This window comes from Gordonia iterans, assembly GCF_002993285.1.
Lineage (GTDB): Bacteria > Actinomycetota > Actinomycetes > Mycobacteriales > Mycobacteriaceae > Gordonia > Gordonia iterans.
Window position 1 is genome coordinate 1,490,059 of record NZ_CP027433.1, and the last position, 21,888, is coordinate 1,511,946.

Annotated in this window: 15 protein-coding genes and 1 riboswitch; of the genes, 8 read left to right on the forward strand and 7 right to left on the reverse strand. The window is 70.1% G+C overall.

The window, feature by feature from the left end; genetic code table 11:
• The first annotated feature begins 22 nt into the window (after positions 1–22).
• Complete coding sequence (gene glpD / locus C6V83_RS07010) at positions 23–1,765, forward strand: glycerol-3-phosphate dehydrogenase (protein ID WP_105941789.1); 1,743 nt, start codon at positions 23–25, stop codon at positions 1,763–1,765.
• Between the two features lie 169 nt (positions 1,766–1,934).
• Positions 1,935–2,351 carry a pyridoxamine 5'-phosphate oxidase family protein gene (locus C6V83_RS07015; RefSeq protein ID WP_105941790.1) on the forward strand — a complete coding sequence of 139 codons (417 nt, stop codon included), beginning with the start codon at positions 1,935–1,937 and terminating at the stop codon, positions 2,349–2,351.
• On the opposite strand, the gene C6V83_RS07020 is transcribed toward C6V83_RS07015, so the two are convergent.
• Together C6V83_RS07020 and C6V83_RS07025 are read right to left on the reverse strand one after the other, a co-directional pair.
• On the reverse strand, positions 2,339–3,142 hold the full coding sequence (locus C6V83_RS07020; RefSeq protein WP_105941791.1) for a DNA-formamidopyrimidine glycosylase family protein: 804 nt from the start codon (positions 3,140–3,142) through the stop codon (positions 2,339–2,341). The genes C6V83_RS07015 and C6V83_RS07020 overlap by 13 nt on opposite strands.
• An 11-nt stretch (positions 3,143–3,153) precedes the next feature.
• Positions 3,154–7,917 (reverse strand): ATP-dependent helicase, encoded by a 4,764-nt coding sequence (locus tag C6V83_RS07025; protein WP_105943784.1) that lies wholly within the window; start codon positions 7,915–7,917, stop codon positions 3,154–3,156.
• A 93-nt stretch (positions 7,918–8,010) separates the two neighbouring features.
• Positions 8,011–8,085: riboswitch (cobalamin riboswitch) on the forward strand.
• A gap of 61 nt (positions 8,086–8,146) precedes the next feature.
• Between C6V83_RS07025 and C6V83_RS07030 the strand changes: the two genes are divergently transcribed.
• The 3 genes from C6V83_RS07030 to C6V83_RS07040 are packed head-to-tail and all read left to right on the forward strand — an operon-like array spanning position 8,147 to position 9,762.
• Positions 8,147–8,383: a CbtB domain-containing protein gene (locus C6V83_RS07030; protein WP_105941792.1), complete on the forward strand. Its 237-nt coding sequence runs from the start codon at positions 8,147–8,149 to the stop codon at positions 8,381–8,383.
• A gap of 28 nt (positions 8,384–8,411) precedes the next feature.
• The gene (locus C6V83_RS07035; protein ID WP_105941793.1) at positions 8,412–9,245 is read left to right on the forward strand and encodes a CbtA family protein; all 834 of its coding nucleotides are present in this window, start codon (positions 8,412–8,414) and stop codon (positions 9,243–9,245) included.
• A gap of 1 nt (position 9,246) precedes the next feature.
• The gene (locus C6V83_RS07040) at positions 9,247–9,762 is read left to right on the forward strand and encodes a histidine phosphatase family protein (RefSeq protein ID WP_105941794.1); all 516 of its coding nucleotides are present in this window, start codon (positions 9,247–9,249) and stop codon (positions 9,760–9,762) included.
• 174 nt (positions 9,763–9,936) lie between these two features.
• Here C6V83_RS07040 and C6V83_RS07045 read toward each other — a convergent pair whose 3' ends face one another.
• Positions 9,937–11,223 (reverse strand): serine hydrolase domain-containing protein, encoded by a 1,287-nt coding sequence (locus C6V83_RS07045; protein WP_407646254.1) that lies wholly within the window; start codon positions 11,221–11,223, stop codon positions 9,937–9,939.
• 93 nt (positions 11,224–11,316) lie between these two features.
• Here C6V83_RS07045 and C6V83_RS07050 point away from each other — a divergent pair, with 93 nt between their 5' ends.
• Complete coding sequence (locus C6V83_RS07050) at positions 11,317–12,564, forward strand: acyl-CoA dehydrogenase family protein (RefSeq protein WP_105941795.1); 1,248 nt, start codon at positions 11,317–11,319, stop codon at positions 12,562–12,564.
• A 181-nt stretch (positions 12,565–12,745) separates the two neighbouring features.
• On the opposite strand, the gene C6V83_RS07055 is transcribed toward C6V83_RS07050, so the two are convergent.
• Both C6V83_RS07055 and putP read right to left on the reverse strand, forming a co-directional pair.
• Positions 12,746–13,675 carry a hypothetical protein gene (locus C6V83_RS07055; RefSeq protein ID WP_105941796.1) on the reverse strand — a complete coding sequence of 310 codons (930 nt, stop codon included), beginning with the start codon at positions 13,673–13,675 and terminating at the stop codon, positions 12,746–12,748.
• A gap of 312 nt (positions 13,676–13,987) precedes the next feature.
• Positions 13,988–15,544, reverse strand: coding sequence for a sodium/proline symporter PutP (gene putP, locus C6V83_RS07060; protein ID WP_105941797.1), 1,557 nt, complete (start codon positions 15,542–15,544; stop codon positions 13,988–13,990).
• 298 nt (positions 15,545–15,842) lie between these two features.
• Between putP and C6V83_RS07065 the strand changes: the two genes are divergently transcribed.
• Positions 15,843–17,411 carry a PucR family transcriptional regulator gene (locus tag C6V83_RS07065; protein ID WP_234353908.1) on the forward strand — a complete coding sequence of 523 codons (1,569 nt, stop codon included), beginning with the start codon at positions 15,843–15,845 and terminating at the stop codon, positions 17,409–17,411.
• 21 nt (positions 17,412–17,432) lie between these two features.
• Here C6V83_RS07065 and C6V83_RS07070 read toward each other — a convergent pair whose 3' ends face one another.
• On the reverse strand, positions 17,433–18,959 hold the full coding sequence (locus C6V83_RS07070) for a flavin-containing monooxygenase (RefSeq protein WP_105941798.1): 1,527 nt from the start codon (positions 18,957–18,959) through the stop codon (positions 17,433–17,435).
• A 130-nt stretch (positions 18,960–19,089) separates the two neighbouring features.
• On the opposite strand from C6V83_RS07070, the gene C6V83_RS07075 reads away from it, so the two are divergent.
• Positions 19,090–20,328 (forward strand): PucR family transcriptional regulator, encoded by a 1,239-nt coding sequence (locus C6V83_RS07075; RefSeq protein ID WP_105941799.1) that lies wholly within the window; start codon positions 19,090–19,092, stop codon positions 20,326–20,328.
• On the opposite strand, the gene C6V83_RS07080 is transcribed toward C6V83_RS07075, so the two are convergent.
• Positions 20,313–21,818 carry a short-chain fatty acyl-CoA regulator family protein gene (locus C6V83_RS07080; protein WP_105941800.1) on the reverse strand — a complete coding sequence of 502 codons (1,506 nt, stop codon included), beginning with the start codon at positions 21,816–21,818 and terminating at the stop codon, positions 20,313–20,315. The genes C6V83_RS07075 and C6V83_RS07080 overlap by 16 nt on opposite strands.
• Positions 21,819–21,888 lie beyond the last annotated feature (70 nt).

A 21,888-nucleotide genomic window follows, 5' to 3' on the forward strand; every position in this document is an offset into this window, starting at 1 on the left:
ACCCTCGGGTAGCATTTGCGGGGTGTCGAGCGAATACAATGAGGAGCGCCCTGCGGTTTTCGGGCCCGCCCAGCGGGCCGAGGCGTGGCGGCGACTGGGCGAGGAACAGTTCGACCTCGTCGTGATCGGCGGCGGCGTCACCGGTGTCGGCACGGCGCTGGATGCGGCGACTCGCGGACTGCGGGTGGCCCTCGTCGAAGCGCGCGACATCGCCTCGGGGACGTCGAGCCGCTCGTCGAAGATGTTCCACGGCGGTCTGCGCTACCTTGAACAACTGGAGTTCGGGCTGGTGCGCGAGGCGCTGCGCGAGCGGGAGCTCTCCCTGAGCCTGCTGGCCCCGCACCTGGTGAAGCCCCTGCCGTTCCTGTTCCCGATCACCAAACGGTTCTGGGAACGCCCCTACATCGCCGCCGGGCTGTTCCTCTACGACCGGATGGGCGGCGCCAAGTCTGTGCCCGGGCAGCAGCACGTCTCGCGGGCGGGAGCGCACCGCATCGCACCGAGCCTGCGCCGCGGCGCCCTGGTCGGCGGCATCCGCTACCACGACACGGTGGTCGACGACGCCCGCCACAGCCTCACACTCGCCCGGACCGCCGCACAGTACGGCGCGGTGGTCCGCACGTCGACGCAGGCCGTCGGCTTTCTCAAGGAGGGCGACCGCATCACGGGAGTCGAGCTGCGCGACAGCGAGACCGGTGCGACCACCCGGGTGCGCGCGCACAGCGTCGTCAACGCCGCGGGCGTCTGGACCGACGAGGTGCAGCACCTCTCCGGTCAGCGCGGGCACTTCCGGGTGCGGGCCTCCAAGGGTGTGCACATCGTGGTGCCGCGCGACCGGATCGTCAGCGAGACCGCGATCATTCTGCGCACCGCGAACTCCGTGCTGTTCGTGATTCCGTGGGAGACGCATTGGATCATCGGCACCACCGACACCGACTGGAACCTCGACCTGGCACACCCGGCGGCCACACGGGCGGACATCGACTACATCCTCGAGCGGGTCAACGCCGAGTTGGTGACACCCTTGACACACGACGACATCGAGGGCGTCTACGCAGGTCTGCGCCCGCTGCTGGCCGGTGAAGACGAGGCATCGTCGGCGCTGTCCCGCGAGCATGCGGTCGCCGCGGTGGCGCCGGGCCTGATCTCGATCGCCGGCGGAAAGTACACCACGTATCGGGTGATGGGCGCCGATGCCGTGGACGCCGCCGCGGAGTTCATTCCTGACCGGGTCGGCAAGTCCGTGACCGAACGGGTCCCGTTGCTCGGCGCCGACGGCTACTTCGCCCTGGTGAACCAGTGCGAGCACCTCGGCGAACACTACGGCCTGCACCCGTACCGGGTACGGCGCCTGCTGAACCGCTACGGATCCCTGCTCGACGAGGTGCTGGGCCTTGCTGCCGACGATCCGTCGTTGCTGGCGCCGATCGCGACCGCACCGCAGTACCTGCGGGTGGAAGCCGTCTACGCCGCCGAGTACGAGGGCGCCCTGCACCTGGAAGACGTGCTGGCCCGCCGGACCCGCATCGCGATCGAGTACAGCCACCGTGGCGCCGACTGCGCCCGCGAAGTGGCCGACCTCATCGCCCCGATCCTCGGCTGGACCGACGAGAAGCGCGAGTGGGAGATCGAGAACTACTGCGCGCGCGTCGCTGCTGAGATCGAGTCGCAGCGCCAGCCGGACGACGAATCGGCCGACGCCTTGCGTGTGGCCGCACCCGAAGCCCGTCGCGAGATCCTCGAGCCGGTCCCCGCGCCCGAGTAGGACCGTCCGAATGTGCGCTCGGCGCGCAGCCCCGGAGTGATCTCGCGCACCGGGGCCCAAGTGCCCTTGTCTCCGCTTATCGCACGCGACGAGGATGGTCGGCATAGATTCGAGTGACGCGCCGACGGATCAGCCCCGGTCCGCGTCGGCTGCGGGAAATGAGGAACACATGGAGCCGATCAGCATCCTGGATGCCGACCAGTGTTGGAACCTGCTGTCCGAGAGCGTCTTCGGGCGGCTCGCGCTCAGCGTCGACGGTGAGCCGGAGATCTTCCCGATCAACGCCTACGCCGCCGACGGCACGGTGCTGTTCCGCACGGGGGAGGGCACCAAGCTCTCGGAGATCGCGGTCAACGGCCGCGTCGCGTTCGAGACGGACGGCTTCACCAGCAAGATCGGTTGGAGTGTGGTGGCCAAGGGCACCGCTCGCATCCTCACCGGCACCTCCGAGATCGCCGAGGCCGACAAGCTGCCCCTGAAGCCGTGGGTGCCGACGCTCAAGATGAACTACGTGGTGATCGACGTCGAGGAGATCACCGGCCGCCGCTTCAAGTTCGGCCCCGAGCCCGACCGCTACCCGGTGTAGGGCGGCTGACACCGCGGGCACCGGTAGGTCACCCGCTCGCCGGCCGGACCTCGCGCCGGGCCGAGGGAGCCCCGCACGATCCCCGAGCCGCACCGCCGGCACGGGCGGCGGTCCCGGCCGTACACCCAGAGTTCGCGTCCGCGACGGCGGTCGCCCGTCGTCGACCGGAACGCGTGCAGCGCGTTCGCCTGCAGCAGGCCGTGCGCGGTGGCGACCATGCCGCCCAGGTCCACCGCGCCGGCCGGCGTCTCCGGGTGGACGCCGGCGAGGAAGCAGAGCTCGCTCCGGTAGATGTTCCCGACTCCCGCGAGATTGCGCTGATCCAGCAGCGCGAGACCGATCGGACGGTCCGGCTGCGCGGCGAGGTTCGCCGTGGCCGCCTCCGCATCCCAGTCCGGACCGAGCAGGTCCGGCCCCAGGTGGGCGACCGCGGCGTCCGGGTCCGCGGTCAACTCCAGGATCCCCAGGTCGAAACCGACCGCCTCGACGTCCTCGGTCCGCAGGACGACCCGGGCGGTGAACCCGGGTCGACGCCACTTCTCGCCGGGACGGTAGACGTGCCAGGCGCCGTCCATCATCAGGTGAGAATGGATCGAGAGCGTCGAGCCGGTGGTCCCGGCGAGGTCGACGAACAGGTGCTTGCCGACGGCGCGCGCGGACTCGACGCGGGCTCCCGACAGGTCTTTCGTCGCCAGCGTCGGCACCCGGAAGTCGCTGCGGAGCAAGGTGCTTCCGGCCAGCGCTTCGTTCAGCCGGTGCGCGGCGCGGTAGACGGTGTCGCCCTCAGGCATGGCGGTCGCCCTCAGGCATGGCGCGGGTCGTAGTTCATGCGCAGGCCTCGGGGCGTGGCGGCGAAACCCTGGGCGGCGAGGACCGCCCCGAGCTCGGTGCGCTGGACGGGGTCGCCGTCGACGAGGTCGACGTGAATCCGCGGCACGCGGCCCCGCCGCACCGCTTCCGCCAGCGCGCCGGCGGCCGACTCGAGCCGATCGGACTCGTCGGTGAAGGTGAGAACCCGCTTGCCTCCGCGCTCGACGAACAGTGTCGCGTGCCCGTCGACCAGCACCAGCAGTGCGCCGGGTTTGCGGCCCGGGCGGTGACCGTCGTCGTCGCGGTTCGGCCAGGACAGTGCGGCGCCGTAGGGATTGGCCGGGTCGGTGGCCGCCAGGACGAGCGCGGTGAGGTGTTCCTCGCGCGGAATCACCGCGGCTTCGCGGAGCGTGTCGACGGTGTGCCCCGCCGCGAACTGGGCGCCGCCGAGTCCGTCGACGAAGTACCCCCGGCGGACCTGTCCGGAGTCTTCGAAGACACTGAGCGCCTTGTAGATCCGGGAGAAGCCGCCGGGCACCTCCTCGCCCACGACCGCACCCTTGGTGACCACTCCGTACCGATCCAGAAGGACCTCGCAGGTCGCCGCCGCCGCCGTCGTCGGGTCCAGATCGACGCGTTCCAGCAGCGCCCAGCGTCCGCCGACCAGCGGGGGTGCCGATCCGGACCCGCCGACGCCCCCGGTCGGCAGATCGGCTCCGGCCAGATAGCGACTGGACAGTCGCGCGGTCCGCAGGCGTGGAGCGCGCCCGCCTCCGCGGACACGATGCGAGGGGGTCGACGAGCCGCTTTTGGAGCGTCCGGGTGTGAGCAGGGCACGGACCGGGGAGAACGAGTCGTTGGACACCAGGCCGGCCCACACCAGATCCCACAGCGCGGTGCGGCGGGATTCCTCGTCGTCGCCGAGCCCCGCGGTCAACTGCGGATAGCGGAGTGCACCGCCGCTCAGCTCGGCGAGCATCGCCTCGTGCAGCCCGGTCGCCTCCAGCGGGTCAGCGGGGCGCAGGGTGAGCGGCGCCGAATCGGCCGGGTGGAAGGCGATCCATCCGTCCGCGCCGGCGATCCGTCCGTGCCCGGACCAGATCACCTCGCCGCCGGCGAGCAGCTCGTCGAGCATCGCCGGGCGATAGTCGGCGATGCGCGCGGGCAGCACCAGTGCTTCCCACGCCGACGCCGGGATCGGCTGTCCGGCGAGTTGCTCGATCACCGACATCAGACCGTGCACGCCGCGCAGGCGAGGGTCGCGGGTTGGTCTCGATACGCCGGCACTCACTTCGTTCGTGCCGGCTACTCGACCACCAAGGGGGGTCGGGCCGCCGACGTGCTGCCAGTCCAGGAGGAAGCGGGCGTAGGCGGCGTGGTCGACCGGTTCCACGTCGGCCCGGCCGGCGGCGAGCGATCCGCGGCGCAACTGCCCGAGCACGTCGGTGTGGCACCACTGACTGCGTTCGCCGGTCGGGGGATCGTCGTCCGACACGAACTGGCCCTCGATCACCGTGCGCCGCCCGGCCAGCCGGGCGAGCACTTCCCGGACCACGGCGACGCCGAGGCCCAGGTCGGCGGCTGCGTCCGTGGCTGTGAACGGCCCGTGCGTGCGGGCGTAACGGTGGATCAGGTCGCCCACCGGGTCGGCCGGCGCCTCCAGATAGGCGGCCGGGACACCGAGCGGTGCCGGCACACCGAGGCCGTCGCGGAGGAGTGCGACATCGTCGATCGCCGCGAGGCGCTCCCGGCCGAGCATCACGACTGTGACGAGTCTGCCGAGTCCGGTGAGCTCGGCCAGGACCTCGTCGAGAGCTGCCTCGCCGCGGTAGCGGTCGGCGATCTGGTCGCGGGTGAGCGGTCCCAGCCAGCGCAGCAGGTCTGCGACGTCCTGACCGTCTCGCGCCCGGCGCTCCGGCGCGGTCCGCTGGAGGCGGGCGACGGTATCGGCGATCACCACCGGATCGAGCAGTTCGCGCAGGTCCACCCGCCCGAGCAACTGGGCCAGCAGCGACGTGTCGAGCGCCAGGGCCGTCGCGCGCCGCTCGGCGAGGGGTGCGTCGTCGTCGTACATGAACGATCCGGCGTAGCCGAGCAGCATGGCCGCGGCGAACGGCGACGGCGACGGGGTCTCCGTCTCGACCAGCCGGATCCGGCGGCGCTTGATCCGGGTGAGGACGTCGATCAGGGCGGGCAGATCGTACACGTCTTCGAGGCATTCGCGTGCGGTCTCCAGAATGATCGGGAAGTCCGGGTAGCGGGAGGCGACGGCCAGCAGCTCGGCGGCGCGCTGGCGTTGCTGCCAGAGGGGCGCCCGCTTGCCCGGATCGCGGCGCGGCAACAGGAGGGCGCGGGCCGCGCACTCGCGGAAACGGGCGGCGAAGAGCGAGGAATCGGCCAGTGCGCGCAGGGCGATGTCGCCGATCTCGTCCGGGTCGACGTCGAACACCTCTGCGCCCGGCGGGGTGTCGTCGGTGTCGGGCAGGCGCACGATGATGCCGTCGTCGGCGGCGGTGGCGACGCCGTCCAGACCGAGCCGTTCGTGCAAGCGGGTGGCGATCGCACTCGCCCACGGGGCGTGGACGCGAAGGCCGTACGGGGAGTGCAGGATCAGCCGCCAGTCGCCGAGCTCGTCGCGGAAACGCTCGACCACGAGCGTGCGGTCGGTGGGCAGCGTGCCGGTCGCCGCGCGCTGGTCGTCGAGCAGAGCGGCGAGGTTCCCGCGGGCGTTCTCGCTCAGCCCGATCCGGTCGGCGAGCGCACCGAACTTCTCCGGGTCGCCGGCTGCACCGACGAAGGCGCCCATCGCCGCGCCGAGCTCGGCGGGGCGGCCGATCGCGTCGCCGATCCAGAACGGGAGCCGGCCGGGCTGGCCGGGCGCAGGGATCACCAGCACCCTGTCGTGGGTGATCTCGACGATCCGCCAGCTGCTGGTGCCGAGCGCGAAGACGTCCCCGACGCGTGACTCGTAGACCATCTGCTCGTCGAGCTCGCCGACGCGGCGGGGGCCGCGCGCGTCCGTGGCTTCACCGGACGCGAGGAACACGCCGAACATGCCGCGGTCGGGGATGGTGCCGCCGGAGATCACCGCGGTCCGCAGGGTGCCCCGGCGGGCGGTGAGGGTGCCGGCGGCGCGGTCGTAGTCGACGCGGGCGGCCAGCCCGGCGAACTCGTCGGACGGGTAGCGGCCGGAGATCAGGTCGAGCACCGCGTCGTACACGTCGCGGGTCAGCTCGGCATACGGCGCCGAGCGTCGAACGGTGTCGAACCACTCGTCGACGTTCACGTCGTCGACCGCCGTCGCGGCGACGGTCTGCTGCGCCAGGATGTCCAGGGGATTCCGGGGGACGGTGAGCTGCTCGATCTCGCCGTCGAGCATGCGGGAGACGGTCACCGCGCAGCCGATCAGATCGGTGCGATGTTTGGGGAACACGATTCCCCTGCTGATCTCGCCGACCTGATGCCCGGCGCGCCCGATGCGCTGCAGACCGGACGCGACCGAGGGCGGAGTCTCCACCTGGATCACCAGATCCACCGCGCCCATGTCGATGCCGAGTTCGAGCGAGCTGGTCGCGACGACGCACCGCAGCCGGCCCGACTTGAGCGAATCCTCGATCTCGGCGCGTTGCTCCTTGCTGACCGAGCCGTGGTGGGCGCGTGCCAGGACCGCGGGTGCACCGCCGGTCACCACCGCGCCGTTGATGGTCGCGGGCATGCCGCCGGGCACCGCGGGATTGGCGGCGAGCGGGTCGAAGCCGTCGTCCGGTGTGAGGCCGGCGCGCTCCGCCGAGATCTCGTTCAGCCGCGCGGTCAGGCGCTCGGCCAGACGGCGCGAGTTGGCGAACACGATGGTCGAGCGGTTCCGTTCGATCGCGTCGACGATCGCCGACTCGACGAACGGCCACAGCGAGCCCGCGGTCGGGGAGAAGGCGTCGTCGAGCTCTTCCGACTCGGCGGAGCTCAGGACAGGCCCTTCGGCGGAGCTCAGGACAGGCCCTTCGGCGGAGCTCAGGACAGGCAGGTCCGTCATGTCCTCGACCGGCACCTGCACGCTCAGATCGAAGGTCTTGACCGCCGGGGGACGCACGACGGTGCACGGGGCCGCACCGCTCAAGAACCGCGCCACCGTCTCCGGCGGACGGACCGTGGCCGAGAGCCCGATGCGCTGGGCCGGAGCCGGCAGCAGGGCGTCGAGACGTTCGAGGGAGAGCGCGAGGTGGCTGCCGCGTTTGGTGGGCGCGAGCGCGTGGATCTCGTCGACGATCACCGTCTCCACGGTGCTCAGCGTCTTCCGCGCCGCGGACGTCAGCATCAGGTACAGCGATTCGGGCGTGGTGATCAGGATGTCCGGCGGGCGGCTGATCAGTGCGCGTCGTGCCGCCGCCGGGGTGTCGCCGGAACGCACGCCGACGGTGACCTCGGGAGCCGGGAGGCCCAGAGCCTGCGCGGCGTGCCCGATGCCGACCAGCGGCGCGGAGAGATTCCGCTCCACGTCGACCGCGAGCGCCTTCAAGGGCGAGACGTACAGCACGCGCACACCGGGACCCGGCCGCGGTTCCGCGATCATCCGGTCGATCGCCCAGAGGAAGGCGGCGAGCGTCTTGCCGGACCCGGTCGGCGCGATCACCAGCGTGTGATCGCCGGCCGCGATCGACTTCCACGCCCCGCGCTGCGCCGCCGTCGGTTCGCCGAACGCGCCGGTGAACCAGCGGCGGGTGGCCGGACCGAAGTCCGTCCCGATGCTTGTGCCCGCCATGAGGACCATTGAACCCCAGCCCTACGACAGAAGCTCTTCGACGGCGTCCGGGGGAGGTCGTCCGGGGGAGTAGAGTGATCCGGGCCCGACGCGGGGAATCCGGTGAGACTCCGGAACGGTCGCGCCACTGTGAGGTTCCGCCGCCAGGCGGGGCCGAGTCAGAACACCGCATCGGGCGATTCGGTATTCAACGACGACGGGACGCACGATCCCGGAAGCAGGTTCCCTCATGACCGCATCCGCGCATTCGGCCGGCGCCGGCGCACAGCGCCCCCGCACCCTGGCCGTACCTCATCTCGAGACCGCCTCCACGGCGCTCTTCCTGACCGCGACCGTGCTGGTCGCGGCCCTCGCGTACTACTTCCTCGGGTACGACCAGGGTGCGGTCTCGCTCTTCGGCGAGGACACCCACGTCCACGAGTTCATCCACGACTCGCGGCACTTCCTCGGCTTCCCCTGCCACTGAGCCGACCGGACACGAGGAACAAGAGAACATGGAACGCAAGTTTGTCGGCGCCGGTCTGCTGTCCGGACTGATCGCCGGAATCGTCGCCTTCGTCTACGCCCGGATCTTCGTCGAGCCGCAGGTCGCCAAGGCGATCGACTACGAGGAGTACCGCGAGCACGCCGAGGAGGACATGCACGCCGCAATGGGCCACGCCCACGAGCACGGCGGGCACGAGCACGGCGAGCTGTTCAGCCGCTCGGTGCAGGAGAACATCGGCGCGGGCACCGGCACCGTGGTCTTCGCCCTGTGCATCGGCGCCTTCTTCGCCGTCGCCTTCACCCTGCTGTGGGCCTACGTCGGACGTCGTTTCGCCGGCGCCGACCCCCGATCGGTGGCCGGACTGCTCGGCGTGATCGGCTTCGTCGCCGTGATCGGCGTGCCGTTCTTCGTCTACCCGCCGAACCCGCCCGCCGTCGGCGAGGAAGACACCATCGGGTCGCGGTCGGCGTCGTACCTGACCCTGACGATCGTCTCGCTGGTGGTCGCGGCGCTCGCGATCTGGATCGCGCTGGCGCTCTGGGACAGGCTCGGCGGACTGGTGTCGGGCGTCGTGGCCTCCGTCGGCTACCTGGTGGTCATGACGGTCACCGCCGCCCTGCTGCCGAGCTTCCAGGAGGTGCCCGGGCCGGTGGAGCACGACGGCGTGATCTACGGCGCCGGCTTCCCGGGGCAGGTGGTCGCCGACTTCCGCGTCTACGCGATCGCGAACCAGGTGATCCTGTGGACCGTGCTGGTGACCGCCTTCTGTCTGATCCTGGGCGTGATGATGAAGCGCGACGCGGACACCGCAGAGCGCCGGAGCGACGCGGCGGCCGTCTGACGTGTTCCTGATCGTCGCCGGGCGCACCGCCCCCAACCGGGCGGTGTGCTTCGGCGGGGAGCTTCGACCGCTCGACGCACGCGGCATCGCGGACGTGGCGGCGCTGCGCACCGCGGTGCCCTCGGAGGGGGCCGGTGTTCGCGCCGGTCCGGAAGCGTCCGTGCGGCAGACCGCCGGGGTGCTGGGGCCGTCGTTCGACGTCGACCCGGCACTGGCGACGCTGGACGTCGGGGCGTGGCGCGGACTGCGGCCGGACGAGATCCGGGGCCCAGACCTCGGACTCTGGTTCGCCGACCCCGACGCGACGCCGCACGGCGGGGAGTCGATCCGCGCCTTCGTGTCCCGGATCCGGCGCCACGTCGGTGCGATCGGCGCTGACGGCCGCGTCTCCGGCGACGTGGGCCTCGTCGTGGCCAAACCGGTCGCGCAGGCGTTGCTGTGCGACGGTCCGGACCGATTCTTCCGTGCGGACGTCCGCCCGGGCTCGATGGTCGGCTCCGAGAACTGGAGGAACTGATGAACCCCCTCGTACCCGCCTGGTCCGACGTCGCGATGGCGGCGGTCCCGCTGCTGCTTCTCGTGGTGGTCGCGGCGGTCGTGTTTCTGGTGCTCCGCCGGCGGTGAGCTTTCGGTCTCGAGACGCGGACTCGATCCGTTCGCCCGCTACTCGACCACCAACGGTGCTCGGCGGTCAGCGGCGCGGGATCTCTCGGTTGATCGTGTCGAGCAGGACGTTGTAGCGCCGCCCCTCGGGGTGCGTCGTGGGTTTGCCGGTGGAGACGACGGCAGCGGCGAGGCGGCGTTCCGGGTCGGCCCACATCGCGATCTGGCTGAGTCCGGTATGCCCGAACGCTGCGGGGGCGTCCCGCCCGAACGGGCCGAAACGCGACGAGCCGAGCATGTAACCGGTGCCCCACCGCAGCGGCATGCCGCCGGTGGCCACGTCGGGCCGGAGCCGGCGACGCTGCCGGGTGGCTGCCCGCAGGGTGGACGGCCAGAGCACGCGGCAGCCGTCGAGTTCGCCGCCGCGGCGCAACAACTCGGCGAACCGAGACAGTTCGTTCGCGGTGGAGACCGTGTTCGACGACGGCACCACGCTCGTCAGGAATCCCGGCGCGTTGGCGCGCTCGATGGTCTTCGCGAGGGTGCCGCCGACCACCTTGGTGAACGCCGCATCCATCGCGCCGCCCGCCGGCGGGCCGGTCACGTAGCTGAGAGCGACGCGGTCGACGTCGTCGGGAACGACCCCGAAGTTGGTCCACGAGAAGCCGAGCGGATCCAGGATCTCCGCTGCCAGGACGTCCCGGATGCTGCGCCCGGTGGCTGCGGCGACGATCTCGCGGATCAGCGGTCCCCAGGTGAGGGCATGGTAGAAATGCATCGTTCCGGGCGGATAGATCGGGCGCAGTCCGGCGAGTAGTTCTCGCGCGTAGGCGCTGTCTTCGCTGCGGCTCAGATCCGGACGTGGGCCGGTCGGGATCGGCACCCCGGCGCGATGGGTGAGGACGTGGTCGATCGTCGTGCGCCTCTTGCCGTGTGCCCCGTAGCCGGGTAGCAGATCGTCGACGAGATCATCGGGTCGAAGGTCGCCGCGCTCGATCAGCAGGTGCACCACCGTCGACGCCATCGCCTTCGCGGTGGAGAACACGCACACCGGGGTGGTCGTGCGCAGCGGCACTCGTTCGGCGTCGCCGGCGCCCGTTTCCCGTCGCAGGACCTCGTCGGGGCCGTTGCCGCGGGCGTGGCCGATGGCCCGGTCCAGGATCACCTCGCCGTCGACGCGCACGCACACGCTGATCCCGGGCTGGGTTCCGGCCGCATACCAGGTCTGCGCCGCTTCCCAGATGCGCCGGGGTGCTTGCGGATTCTCCGCGAACGGCGCCTCCTCGCCGAGGTCGGTGAGCTCGTCGAGCCGTTCGCGGGCCAGGCTGTCGGGCGCGTGGATACGCCCGGGCCAGGGTTGTGCTGTCGCCGTCACGGTGTTCACGCTACTGTCAGCAGTGAAACTGAAACGTGTTCTAGTCCCGGCGTCGGGCGGAACGACATCGATTCTCACGGCGGGAGGCCGGCCTTGTTCGAGTGGTCCGAAGAAGACCTGATGGTGCGCGATGCGGTGCGCGGATTCATCGACAAAGAAGTGCGTCCGCACATCGACGAGCTCGAATCCGGGCAGTTGCCGCCGTACGACATCACCCGGAAGATGCTCGCGGCGTTCGGCATGGACTCGATGGCCGCGGAGAACCTGGAGCGGGAACTGGCTGCCGAGGAGGCCGGCGGGAACGGCGCGGACGCGAGCGCCGGTGAAGCCAAGCGAGGAACGTCGCAGTCGCTCGCCAATCCCATGTTCATGATCCTGAACATGGAGATGGCCGGCGTGAGCCTCGGCCTGATCGGGTCGATGGGCGTCTCGATGGGCCTGACCGTGTCGACCATTCGCAGCCGCGGCACGCTCGCGCAGAAGCGCCGCTGGCTGCCGGGGCTCGTCACCATGGAGAAGGTCGGCGCGTGGGCGATCACCGAGCCCGACAGCGGCTCGGATGCGCTGGGCGGCATGAAGACCACGGTGCGGCGCGACGGCGACGACTACATCCTGCGCGGCAACAAGACGTTCATCACCAACGGCCCTTACGCGGACACCATCGTGGTGTTCGCCAAGCTCGACGAGGGTGACGGCACGCCGATGCGCGAGCGCAAAGTGCTCACCTTCGTCCTGGACTCCGGGATGGAGGGCCTGACCCAGGGGGCGCCCTTCAAGAAGATGGGCATGATGAGCTCGCCTACCGGCGAGCTGTTCTTCGACGACGTCCGGCTGTCGCGGGATCGCCTGCTCGGCGAGACCGAGGACACCGGCTCGGACTCCCGGGGCGGGGACGGCGCCAAGGCCGGCTTCACCGCCGAGCGCATCGGGATCGCGGCGCTGAGCCTGGGCATCATCAACGAGTGCCTGCGCCTGTGCGTCGACTATGCCAAGAGCCGCACCCTGTGGGGCACCGAGATCGCCAAGTTCCAGCTGATCCAGCTCAAGCTCGCCGAGATGGAGGTGGCCCGGATGAACGTGGAGAACATGCTGTTCGCCGCCATCGACGCGTCCCGGGCCGGCAAGCCGCCGAGCCTCGCGCGCGCCTCGGCGATGAAGCTGTACTCTTCGCGTGCGGCCACGGAGGTGGCGATGGAAGCGGTGCAGCTGTTCGGCGGGAACGGCTACATGGCCGAGTACCGCGTCGAGCAGCTCGCCCGGGACGCGAAGTCGCTGATGATCTATGCGGGCTCCAACGAGATCCAGGTGACCCACGTGGCGAAGGGGTTGCTCCGGGACTGACGCGCACCGCCGTCGTTCCGAGCATCGTGCCGGTTCCCGCGTGTGGCTCCGGCTCGCGATTGTGGATCCTGCTCCCGCGGACGCCCGGGGGTACGCGGGAGCAGGATCGACTCTCGGGATCAGGAACGACACTCGGGAACCGGGACGCGTCTCGCCGCAGGGGGTGCACGTACCCGGAGGACTAAGCGAGGAGTCCGTTCCGGCGCAGGTGATACGCCACCCGCGGCACCATCCGTTTGCGCTCAAGATCGGGGAAGTCCCAGCGCACGACGTCGAGGCCGAGGTCGCGCAGACGGTCCTCCCGTTCCTTCTCGCGCAGCACGACGTCGGCCTCGGTCTCGCCCGCTCTGCGGTCCCGCAGGTATTTGCGCTTGCCGTCGAACTCGCCGATCAGCTTCTTGAACCAGTCACAGTCGACGAAGGCGTCGCGCCCGTCTTCGAGGATGTAGTGCTCCTGAAGTTCGGGCACCGGGAGTCCGGCTTCGATCATCTGCGCACGACTCCACGATTCGCCGGGGTTGGCGGCGCGCTTGTCGGCCATCCGCAGCGCGTACCGGATCGCGGCGGCACCGACGCGCCGTCGTTCCTTGAGGATCGCTTCGAGCTCGTCGCGCGTGCAGCCGGCGCGCAGGGCCGAGTCGAAGACTGCGAGCTTCTGCGCGAAAGTGCCACCGGCCGCGACGTCGACGGCGGTGCGCGCGACACCGGTCACGTGGGCGCCGTTCACCGAGACGGTCGAGCCGTTCAACGGCGCGGCGTGCACCTGGCGGCGTCGTCGTCGCATGCCGCCCTGGCACACGCCGTTGGTGACGTGCACGCGTGAGCGGTCGGGTTTGAGCAACTCCAATCCGAGCACGGCGGCGGCCGACTGGTGGCTGAGCGTCCAGGTGGAGCCCGGCCCGGTGCCCGCGGCCAGACAGCGTAGACGGTACAGCTCGGCGAACCGCTCGTCCTCGGGAACTCGCGCGGCCTCGACGTAGACGCCGCGGCACACTCGGAAGAGATCCCTTCCTTTGATCAGGTCCGCGATCTCCTTCTCGGTGTGCCCGGTGTCGAGCGCATCCTTGCGCCAGACGAGACCGTTGAGATCGCGTGGCAGCGGAAGATCCATGCGCCCATCGCACCCGGATCGGCGCGCTGCCGCCACCGGTTGTCCACAGCCTCGTCGAGCCGACGCGGACTTGTGCACAGGCCGATCGCCGGATCCGGTTCCCGAGGATCGTGTGAGCTCTGGAGCATCGAATCAGCTCCCGCGCATCGTGCCGACTCCCGCGCGCGGATCCTGTTCGCGATTGCAGATCCGTTTCCCGATCGTGGATCCTGTTCCCGAGTGTGGATCCTGCTCCCGCGGACGCCCGGGGGTACGCGGGAGCCTGGTCGACACTCGGGAAACGGAACGACACTCGGGAAGCGACGAACGTCGTCAGGCGGTGGGCTCCAGGACGCGGTGCTCCTTGCCGCGCTTGCGCCGAGCGAGGGCGACGGCCTGGTCGAACTCGGCATCGATCGCGTCCGGGTCGCTGCGCTTGGTCATCAGGCTGACCGGGACGGCGACCAGGAAGTTCGCGAGGAAACCGGGGATGATCTCGTACATCGTCTCGTTCAGCGAGGTCTGGCCCCAGACGTAGGCGACGGCGGCGCCGGCGATGATGCCGGCCAGTGCGCCAGCGGTGGTCAGGCGACGCCAGTAGAGCGACAGGATGATCGCCGGACCGAACGCCGCGCCGAAGCCGGCCCAGGCGAAGGCGACGAGTGTGAGGATGCTGTTGGACGGGGAGAGCGCCATGATCAGGGCGATCACCGCGATGACGAGCACGCCGAGGCGGCCGAGACGCACATAGGCGATCGGAGCCAGTTCGCGCCACCCGGCCCTGGCGGCGACGAGCTTGTACAGGTCCTCGATCAGGGCCGACGAGCACACGATCAACTGCGAGGACACCGTCGACATGATGGCCGCCAGCACGGCCGCCAGGACCAGTCCGGCGATGAACGGGTGGAACAGCAGCTGGGAGAGCACCAGGAACACCGTCTCGGCGTCGTTGAGATCGGGGTTGCCCGCCTGACCGAAGTAGGCGATGCCGACCAGCGCCGTACCGACCGCGCCGATGCCGCACAGGATCATCCAGCCGATGCCGATCCGGCGGGCCACCGGGACGTCGCCCGGTGAACGCAGCGCCATGAAACGCACGATGATGTGCGGCTGGCCGAAGTATCCCAGGCCCCAGGCACACGCGGAGATGATCGCGAGGGCGCTGCCGCCGGCGAACATGCTGAGCCGCTCCGGGTCCACCGCACGGATGCCGTCCAGGGTGGCGTCGAAGCCGCCGAGGTCGATCACGCCCATGATGGGGACCGCGAGCAGTGCGACCACCACCAGGAGGCCCTGGGCGACGTCGGTGAGTGACGCGCCGAGGAAGCCGCCGAAGAGCGTGTAGAGCATCGTGACGCCCGCGACGCTCAGCATTCCCCACACGTAGTCGAAACCGAACGCGGACTCGGCGAACTTGCCCGAGGCGACCATGCCGCTGGAGATGTAGAAGGTGAAGAAGAGCAGGATGACGACGCCGCATACGATGCGGACGACGTTGGTCTTGTCGTGCAGTCGTTTGCCGAAGAAGCTCGGGATGGTGATCGCGTCGTTGGCGACCTCGGTGTACGACCGCAGGCGAGGCGCGACGAAAGTCCAGTTCAGCCACGCGCCGACGGTCAGGCCGATGAAGATCCAGGACTCGACCAGGCCGCTGACGTACAGCGCGCCCGGCAGGCCCATGAGGAGCCAGCCGGACATGTCCGAAGCACCCGCGGAGAGGGCGGCGACCCACGGTTTGAGGCCGCGGTCGGCGAGCATGTAGCCGTCCAGGTCGTTGCGGGTCTTGCGATACGCGTAGAGGCCGATGGCGATCATCGCCGCGAAGTACAGGACGAGGGCGGTGTACTGCCAGCCCTGACCGCTGGATGCGATGGACGACGCGATGGACATGGAGTCTCCTCACCGGGTGGTGCTGCTCGTGGTCACTCCGGGCGGAGGGGCCATGGTGGTGTAGCGGTGCGCCCCCAGGCGCTGAACGTACCAATCCCGGGGGACGCGCTTCATCGGCTTCGTCGAACCGGGCGGGCTTCGGCGAGTCCGGTCCGGAGCGCCGTATGCGCCGCCGGTCCCGTGATCTGGGTCATAGCAAGTAGTACAGCGCGTGACCGGGCTCAACGTCATCGTCGAATCGAACGAAGAAATGCGCATATCTTTGTGAAGATGTACGAGCAGGTGTCATGCTGGAGAGGTGACGACGGGAGGCGGCGTACCGCTCAGCGACCTGGTCGCCGCCCTCGACTCGGGCGTCGACGACGTTGCGCTGTCTGGCGATCCGCTGATCGCGTCCGTCGCGATGGCCGACTGCGACGACGTCGCCGCGGGCGTCGGACTGCCGGATGTGGATCTGCTTCTCCTGGTCGGCGTCGACGACGGGGTGTTCGCCCGCCGGCCGCTGCCCGACGACCACGGTCCACGGGCGGTGGTGACCCGCTCGGCGGCGCTTGCTCGGGCGGCCGCCGACGCGAGACTGGGCGCGATCTCGATCGCGTCCGGAATCCGCTGGGACCGGGTGCTGGCGGTGGTTCAGGACCGGCTGGACCGGGCCCGGGAAAAGTGGGCGGCCGGAGCCTCGTCGGCGGATCTGGACCTGACCGGGCTGGTCTCGGTCATCGCCGAAGGTACCGGCGGGCTGGTCTCGATCGAGGACCCGACCAGCGCTCGGGTCCTCGCGTACTCGCCGTCACGGGGGGAAGCCGATCCGCTCCGCGTGCAGACGATCCTCGGACGGGGAGGGCCGCCGGAGTACCTCGACCGGCTCCGGCGCTGGGGCGTCTTCGAGGCCATCGCGCGCGGCGGTGAAGTGGTCGACGTACCCGACCATCCTGAACACGCGTGGCGCCGCCGCCTGGTGATCGGGGTGCACGGTCCCGGGGGACGTCATCTCGGGTCGATCTGGGTGCAGGAGGGCGACGGCCCGCTGCGGCCGGATGCAGCGGACACGCTGCGCGGCGCCGCCGTGGTGGCCGCCCGGATCCTCACCCGAACCTTGGAGGCGCCTTCCACCGAGGCGCAGCTGCTGCAGCGTGTGTTCGGGGAACACGGCGGGATCGACCAGGCATCGGCGGGCGCGTACCTCGGAATCTCGCCGGTGGCCGAGACCGCGCTGGTCGGCCTGGCCGTCGACGGCGCGGCCGGGCGCGAACGCGACGCCCTGGCGGCTCTCGGGGGTGCGATTCGGCTGCAGGCCAGCGCGTTCGCGGCGAGCGCGGTGACCGCGGTGATCGGCGCCCGAGCCTATCTGCTGATCCCGGAGACCGACTCGGGGCGGCTCGCCGCGTGGGTCCATTCGCTCGTCGGACGGTTCGACGAATCGCCGGCGGCGCTCGCCGGCCGCCTGCGCGCCGCGATCGTCAGCCCGGTGGACGGTCTGGAAGCGGTTCCAGCCGCTCGTGCCGAATGCGACCGCGTGCTGGCCGCGACGTCCGGCGCCGCCCCGCGCGTGACCACGCTCGCTCAGTCGCGCACCGCGGTGCTGCTCCGCGAGATGCTCGACCGCCTGTCCGGGGTGCCCGAGCTCGTCGATCCACGTCTGACACGCCTGCGGGCCTACGACGAGCAGCATCGGTCGGACCTGGCCGGCTCGCTCCGGGCCTGGATCGATGCGCACGGGAACGTCCGGGACGCCGCGGGGGCGCTGGGCGTGCACACGAACACCCTCCGCTACCGGATCGAGCGCGCGCAGGCCGTCTCCGGGCTGCAGCTCGACGACCCGGACGACCGACTGCTGCTGGCCCTGACTCTGCGGCTCGACCGCTGAGCGCCCGGGGACGTGCCGTGGTCAGACCGCGGTACGCTCCGGCGCTTCGGCCACGGCCGGCACGTTGCGCTCGTAAACCAGGAACTGGTCGTCGACCGGCCCCCGGTTGAGCTGACTGCGATCGGCGTAGACGCTCATCGACATGGTCCACGGCTTCACGGTGCCCTGCTTGGGCAGCCGGGCCAGGGCCCGCTGGACGTAGCCGGCGCCGAAGTCGAGCAGCGGGCGCGTCTCCATGCCCGGGTTCGGGACGGCGCGCACGCTGCTGTAGCCGCGCGCGTCCATGTGCTGCAAGACCCGGCACCAGTACTGGCACAGCATGTCCACCTTGAGCGTCCACGACGAGTTGGTGTAGCCGATCGCGAACGCGAAGTTGGGCAGACCCGAGAGCATCACGCCGCGGTAGGCGACGGTGTCGGCCAGGTCCACCGGTTCGCCGTCGAGCGCGAGGCTCATTCCGCCGAACATCTGCAGATTCAGTCCGGTGGCGGTCACGATGATGTCGGCCTCCAACTCCTGACCGCTCTCGAGCAGGATGCCCTTCTCGGTGAAGGTCTTGATCCGGTCGGTGACGATCGAGGCGTCGCCCCGCCGGAGCGCGGAGAACATGTCGCCGTCGGGCACCACGCACAGACGCTGGTCCCACGGGTTGTACGGCGGCTTGAAGTGCGGGTCCAGCGGGAAGTCCTTGCCGAGCATCGCGCGATTGGTTCCGCGGATGATCGCCTTGACCGGCCGCGGGAAGCGCTGTGCGGCTTCGTACACGAAGCGCTGCTGCAGGATGTTCTTCTCACGGGACAGCTTGTAGCCGAGGTTGGGACCGAGCACCTTCTTCATGACGTTGGCGATCGCGTCCTCGCGGGGCAGCGGGATCACATAGGTCGGGGTGCGCTGGAGCATGGTGACGTGCTCGGCGTCGTCGGTCATCGACGGGATGAGCGTGACGGCGGTGGCCCCGGACCCGATCACGACGACCTTCTTGCCCGTGTAGTCCAGGTCCTCAGGCCAGTGCTGCGGGTGCACGATCTGTCCGGCGAAGCGCTCGGTGCCGGGGAAGTCTGGGGTGAAGCCCTCGTCGTAGTTGTAGTACCCGGTGCCGGCGAAGATCCAGCGCGCCTTGACCAGTTCGGTGGGGGCGTCGTCGCCCTTCTCGGTGTCGGCGACGGCGACGTGCCAGGCCTGGTCGACGGAGTTCCAGTCGGCGCCGATCGCGCGTCGGTGGAACCGGATCTTGCCGGTGAGATCGTCGTCGGCGACGGCCTCGTTCAGGTACTCCAGAATCCGGTCGGCGTCGGCGATCGCCTGGTTGTCCATCCACGGCTTGAAGCCGAAGCCGAAGGTGTGCAGGTCCGAGTCCGAGCGGAGGCCCGGGTATTTGAACAGGTCCCAGGTGCCGCCGATCGCATGCCTCGACTCGAGGATCTCGAAGGTCTTGTCCGGATGTTCGGTGGTCAGGTAGTGCGCGGCGCCGATGCCGGAGATTCCGGCGCCGATGATCAGGACGTCGAGGATCTCGGTCCGGGGCGACGTGGACGAGTTGCTGGTCATGAGCTTCCGTTCGTTCGGGCTGGCGCGGGGCGGTACCGCGATCTATGTACCAATGATCGTTGGTATGGATGGTCGGATGCAAGAGCGATGTGCACCGGTGTCAATCGGAAACTGGTGCATAATCGACCATATGCGTGGTGAACCGGTAGATCCCGCGGTGGCCGAACTCATTCGGGCCGGCGTGCGAGTGGTGCTGGCGGCCCCTCCCGAATGGGTGCGGGCGCTCGACGAGAGCGTCCTGGAGGGGACCGGGATGAACGTCATCGCCGAGGATCCCGAACTCCTCGAGATCGCGCTGGCCACCACCGCCGCGAACATCGACCACTGGGCAGCCGCCAATCTGGCCGCCCCGGGCGAACGCGTGAGCGTGCGGGCGCACGACGACATGGCCGACTTCGTCCGCGACCTGGTGCGCCGCGGACTCGATGCCTCCACCCTGGACTCGTTCCGCACCTCTCAGAACGTCGCTTGGCAACTGTGGATGCAGGTCTGCTTCACGTTGACCGACGACCGCGATCTGCTCCGGCAGTTGCTCGAGGTCACCTCCACGTCGATCGCGACCTACATCGACGACACCGTGCGGTCGCTGGCGGAGATGATCGACGTCGCCCGGGCGGAGCTGGCCGGCGACACGCACGCGCAGCGGCGGGCCGCCGTCGCGCTGCTGTTGGAGGGAGCTCCCATCTCGGATGCGCGCGCGCACGCGCAGCTCGGCTACCGGCTCGACGGTCCGCAGCTGGCCGCGGTGATCTCGGGCGGTGCGCGAGTGTCGGCCGAACGACTGGAGTCCGCGTGCGAGGCGATCATGCAGACCTCGGGGATCACTCGGCGCTTGGTGGTGCTCGCCGGAGCCTCGCAGCTGTGGGTGTGGTTTCCGGCCCCGAGAGTGGACGTGGCCGACGCGGTCCGCGATCACGGTGACGTGTGGATCGCACTGGGCTCGCCGGGGGAGGGTCGGGAGGGGTTCCGCCGCAGCCACTTCCAGGCGCTCACCGCGCATCGGATCCTCCAGCGCGCCCGGGCCGACCGGAGGGCCGCTCGGTACGACGAGGTGCGCATGATCGACGCACTGTCCGACGACGAGAAGGTCGGCGACTTCGTCGCCGCCACTCTCGGCGACCTGCTGACGGCCGATCCCGAGGTGGCCGAGTGTCTCCGGGTCTGGTTCGCCCAACGCTGCAACGCGAGTGCGACCGCCGAACGCCTCTACACGCACCGGAACACCGTGGTGCGCCGATTGGCGCGCGCCGAAGAGTTGCTGCCGGTGCCGTTGGGAGAGAACGCGATCGCCGTCGCGACGGCGCTCGAGGCCCGTCATTGGCTGGGCGTGCCGGAGACGCCGGCCGCGAGTGGTCAGACCACCGGCTGATAGGGAACCGCCGCGCTGACGGTCTCGTCGTGCCGGATCGGCCGCCCGAGCAGGGGGAACGCACGCTGCGGGCAGGCTGGACGCGGACACACCTTGCAGCCGGCGCCGATCGGGACCACGGTGCGCGAATCGCGAAGGTCCACGCCCGTCGCGTACACGAGCTCGTCGGCATGCGAGAGGTCGCAGCCGAGTCCGACGGCGAAGTTCGACGGCGTGGAGAGGTGCCCCTGTCGAGCCGGATCGGTGGTCCGGGCGAGCCAGAAATACGTGCGGCCGTCAGGCATCTCGGACACCTGGGTGTGGATGCGCCCCGGCATGGAGAAGGCGTCGTGCACCACCCACAGCGGGCAGCTGCCGCCGACACGGGAGAAGTGGAAGGCGGTGGCGGATTGACGTTTCGAGATGTTGCCGGCCTTGTCGACGCGAACGAAGATGAACGGGATGCCGCGATCGCCGGGGCGCTGCAGCGTCGAGAGCCGGTGGCATACGGTCTCGAAGCCCACCTCGAAGTTCCGGCTGAGCAGGTCGATGTCGTAGCGGACGTCCCGTGCCGCCGTCGCGAACTGCATGTACGGCAGGACCAGGGCGCCCGCGAAGTAGTTCGCCAGTCCGGTCCGGGCGACGGGGAGCGATCCCGCGTCCAGCTCGCCTGTCCTGAGCCTCGTCGAAGGGCCTGTCCTGAGCCTCGTCGAAGGGCCTGTCGTGAGCTCCGTCGAAGGGCCTGCGGCGTCGTCGAGCAGCCGGTCGATCAGTGCGCGCTGGCTCAGCAGCGCCAGCTGGGTGGCGAGCTGAAAGGCGCGCTGGCCGGGCGTCAGCCGGCGCGCGATGGTCAGCGTCGCCGTCGCCGGGTCGTAGCGGCGCTTGGGGACGGTGTCGACCGGGCTGCCCGGCGCGGGGCCGACGTAGCGGACGTCGATCCCGTATTCCGACTCGAGGACCCGGGCGAGTTGCAGGTCGAGGCCGCCGATCCGCAAGCCGGCCGCGGCGAAGAGTTCCTCGGCGGCCGTGTCGAGTTCGGCGATGTGGTTCCGGCGGTCGTAGAAGTAGTCGCGAACCTGCTCGAAGGGTGTGCCTGCAGCGGCGTCCTCGTCGTGCGGGGCGCCGGTGAGGCGACCGCGGTAGCTCTCCACCTCGCCGGTCGCGGCGGCCAGCCGGCGGTGCAGACTCACCAGGGTCCGTCCCACGCCCGGCATACGGGCGACCAGCTCGGTCACCTCCGCCTGGGACAGGGCGCCCTCGCCGTGCTCCAGCAGCACGTCGGCGAGATCGGCGGTGAGCCGGGCATCGCCGTCGGCCGAGAAGAAGTCGGGTGCCAGATCGAACTCGCTGGTGAGCTTCAACAGCACTGGAACGGTGATCGGGCGGGAGTCGTTCTCCAGTTGGTTGACGTAGCTGGTCGAGAGGTCCAGCCGGCGGGCGAGGGCGGCCTGCGAGATGCCGAGGTCCTCGCGCAGCCGGCGCAGTCGGGCGCCCACGTAGGTCTTCGCCATGCAGGAGATCCTACCGCGTGAGGTATCCGCAACATTCGCAGAATCGTCGTGGAAGATTCGCAAAGATGCG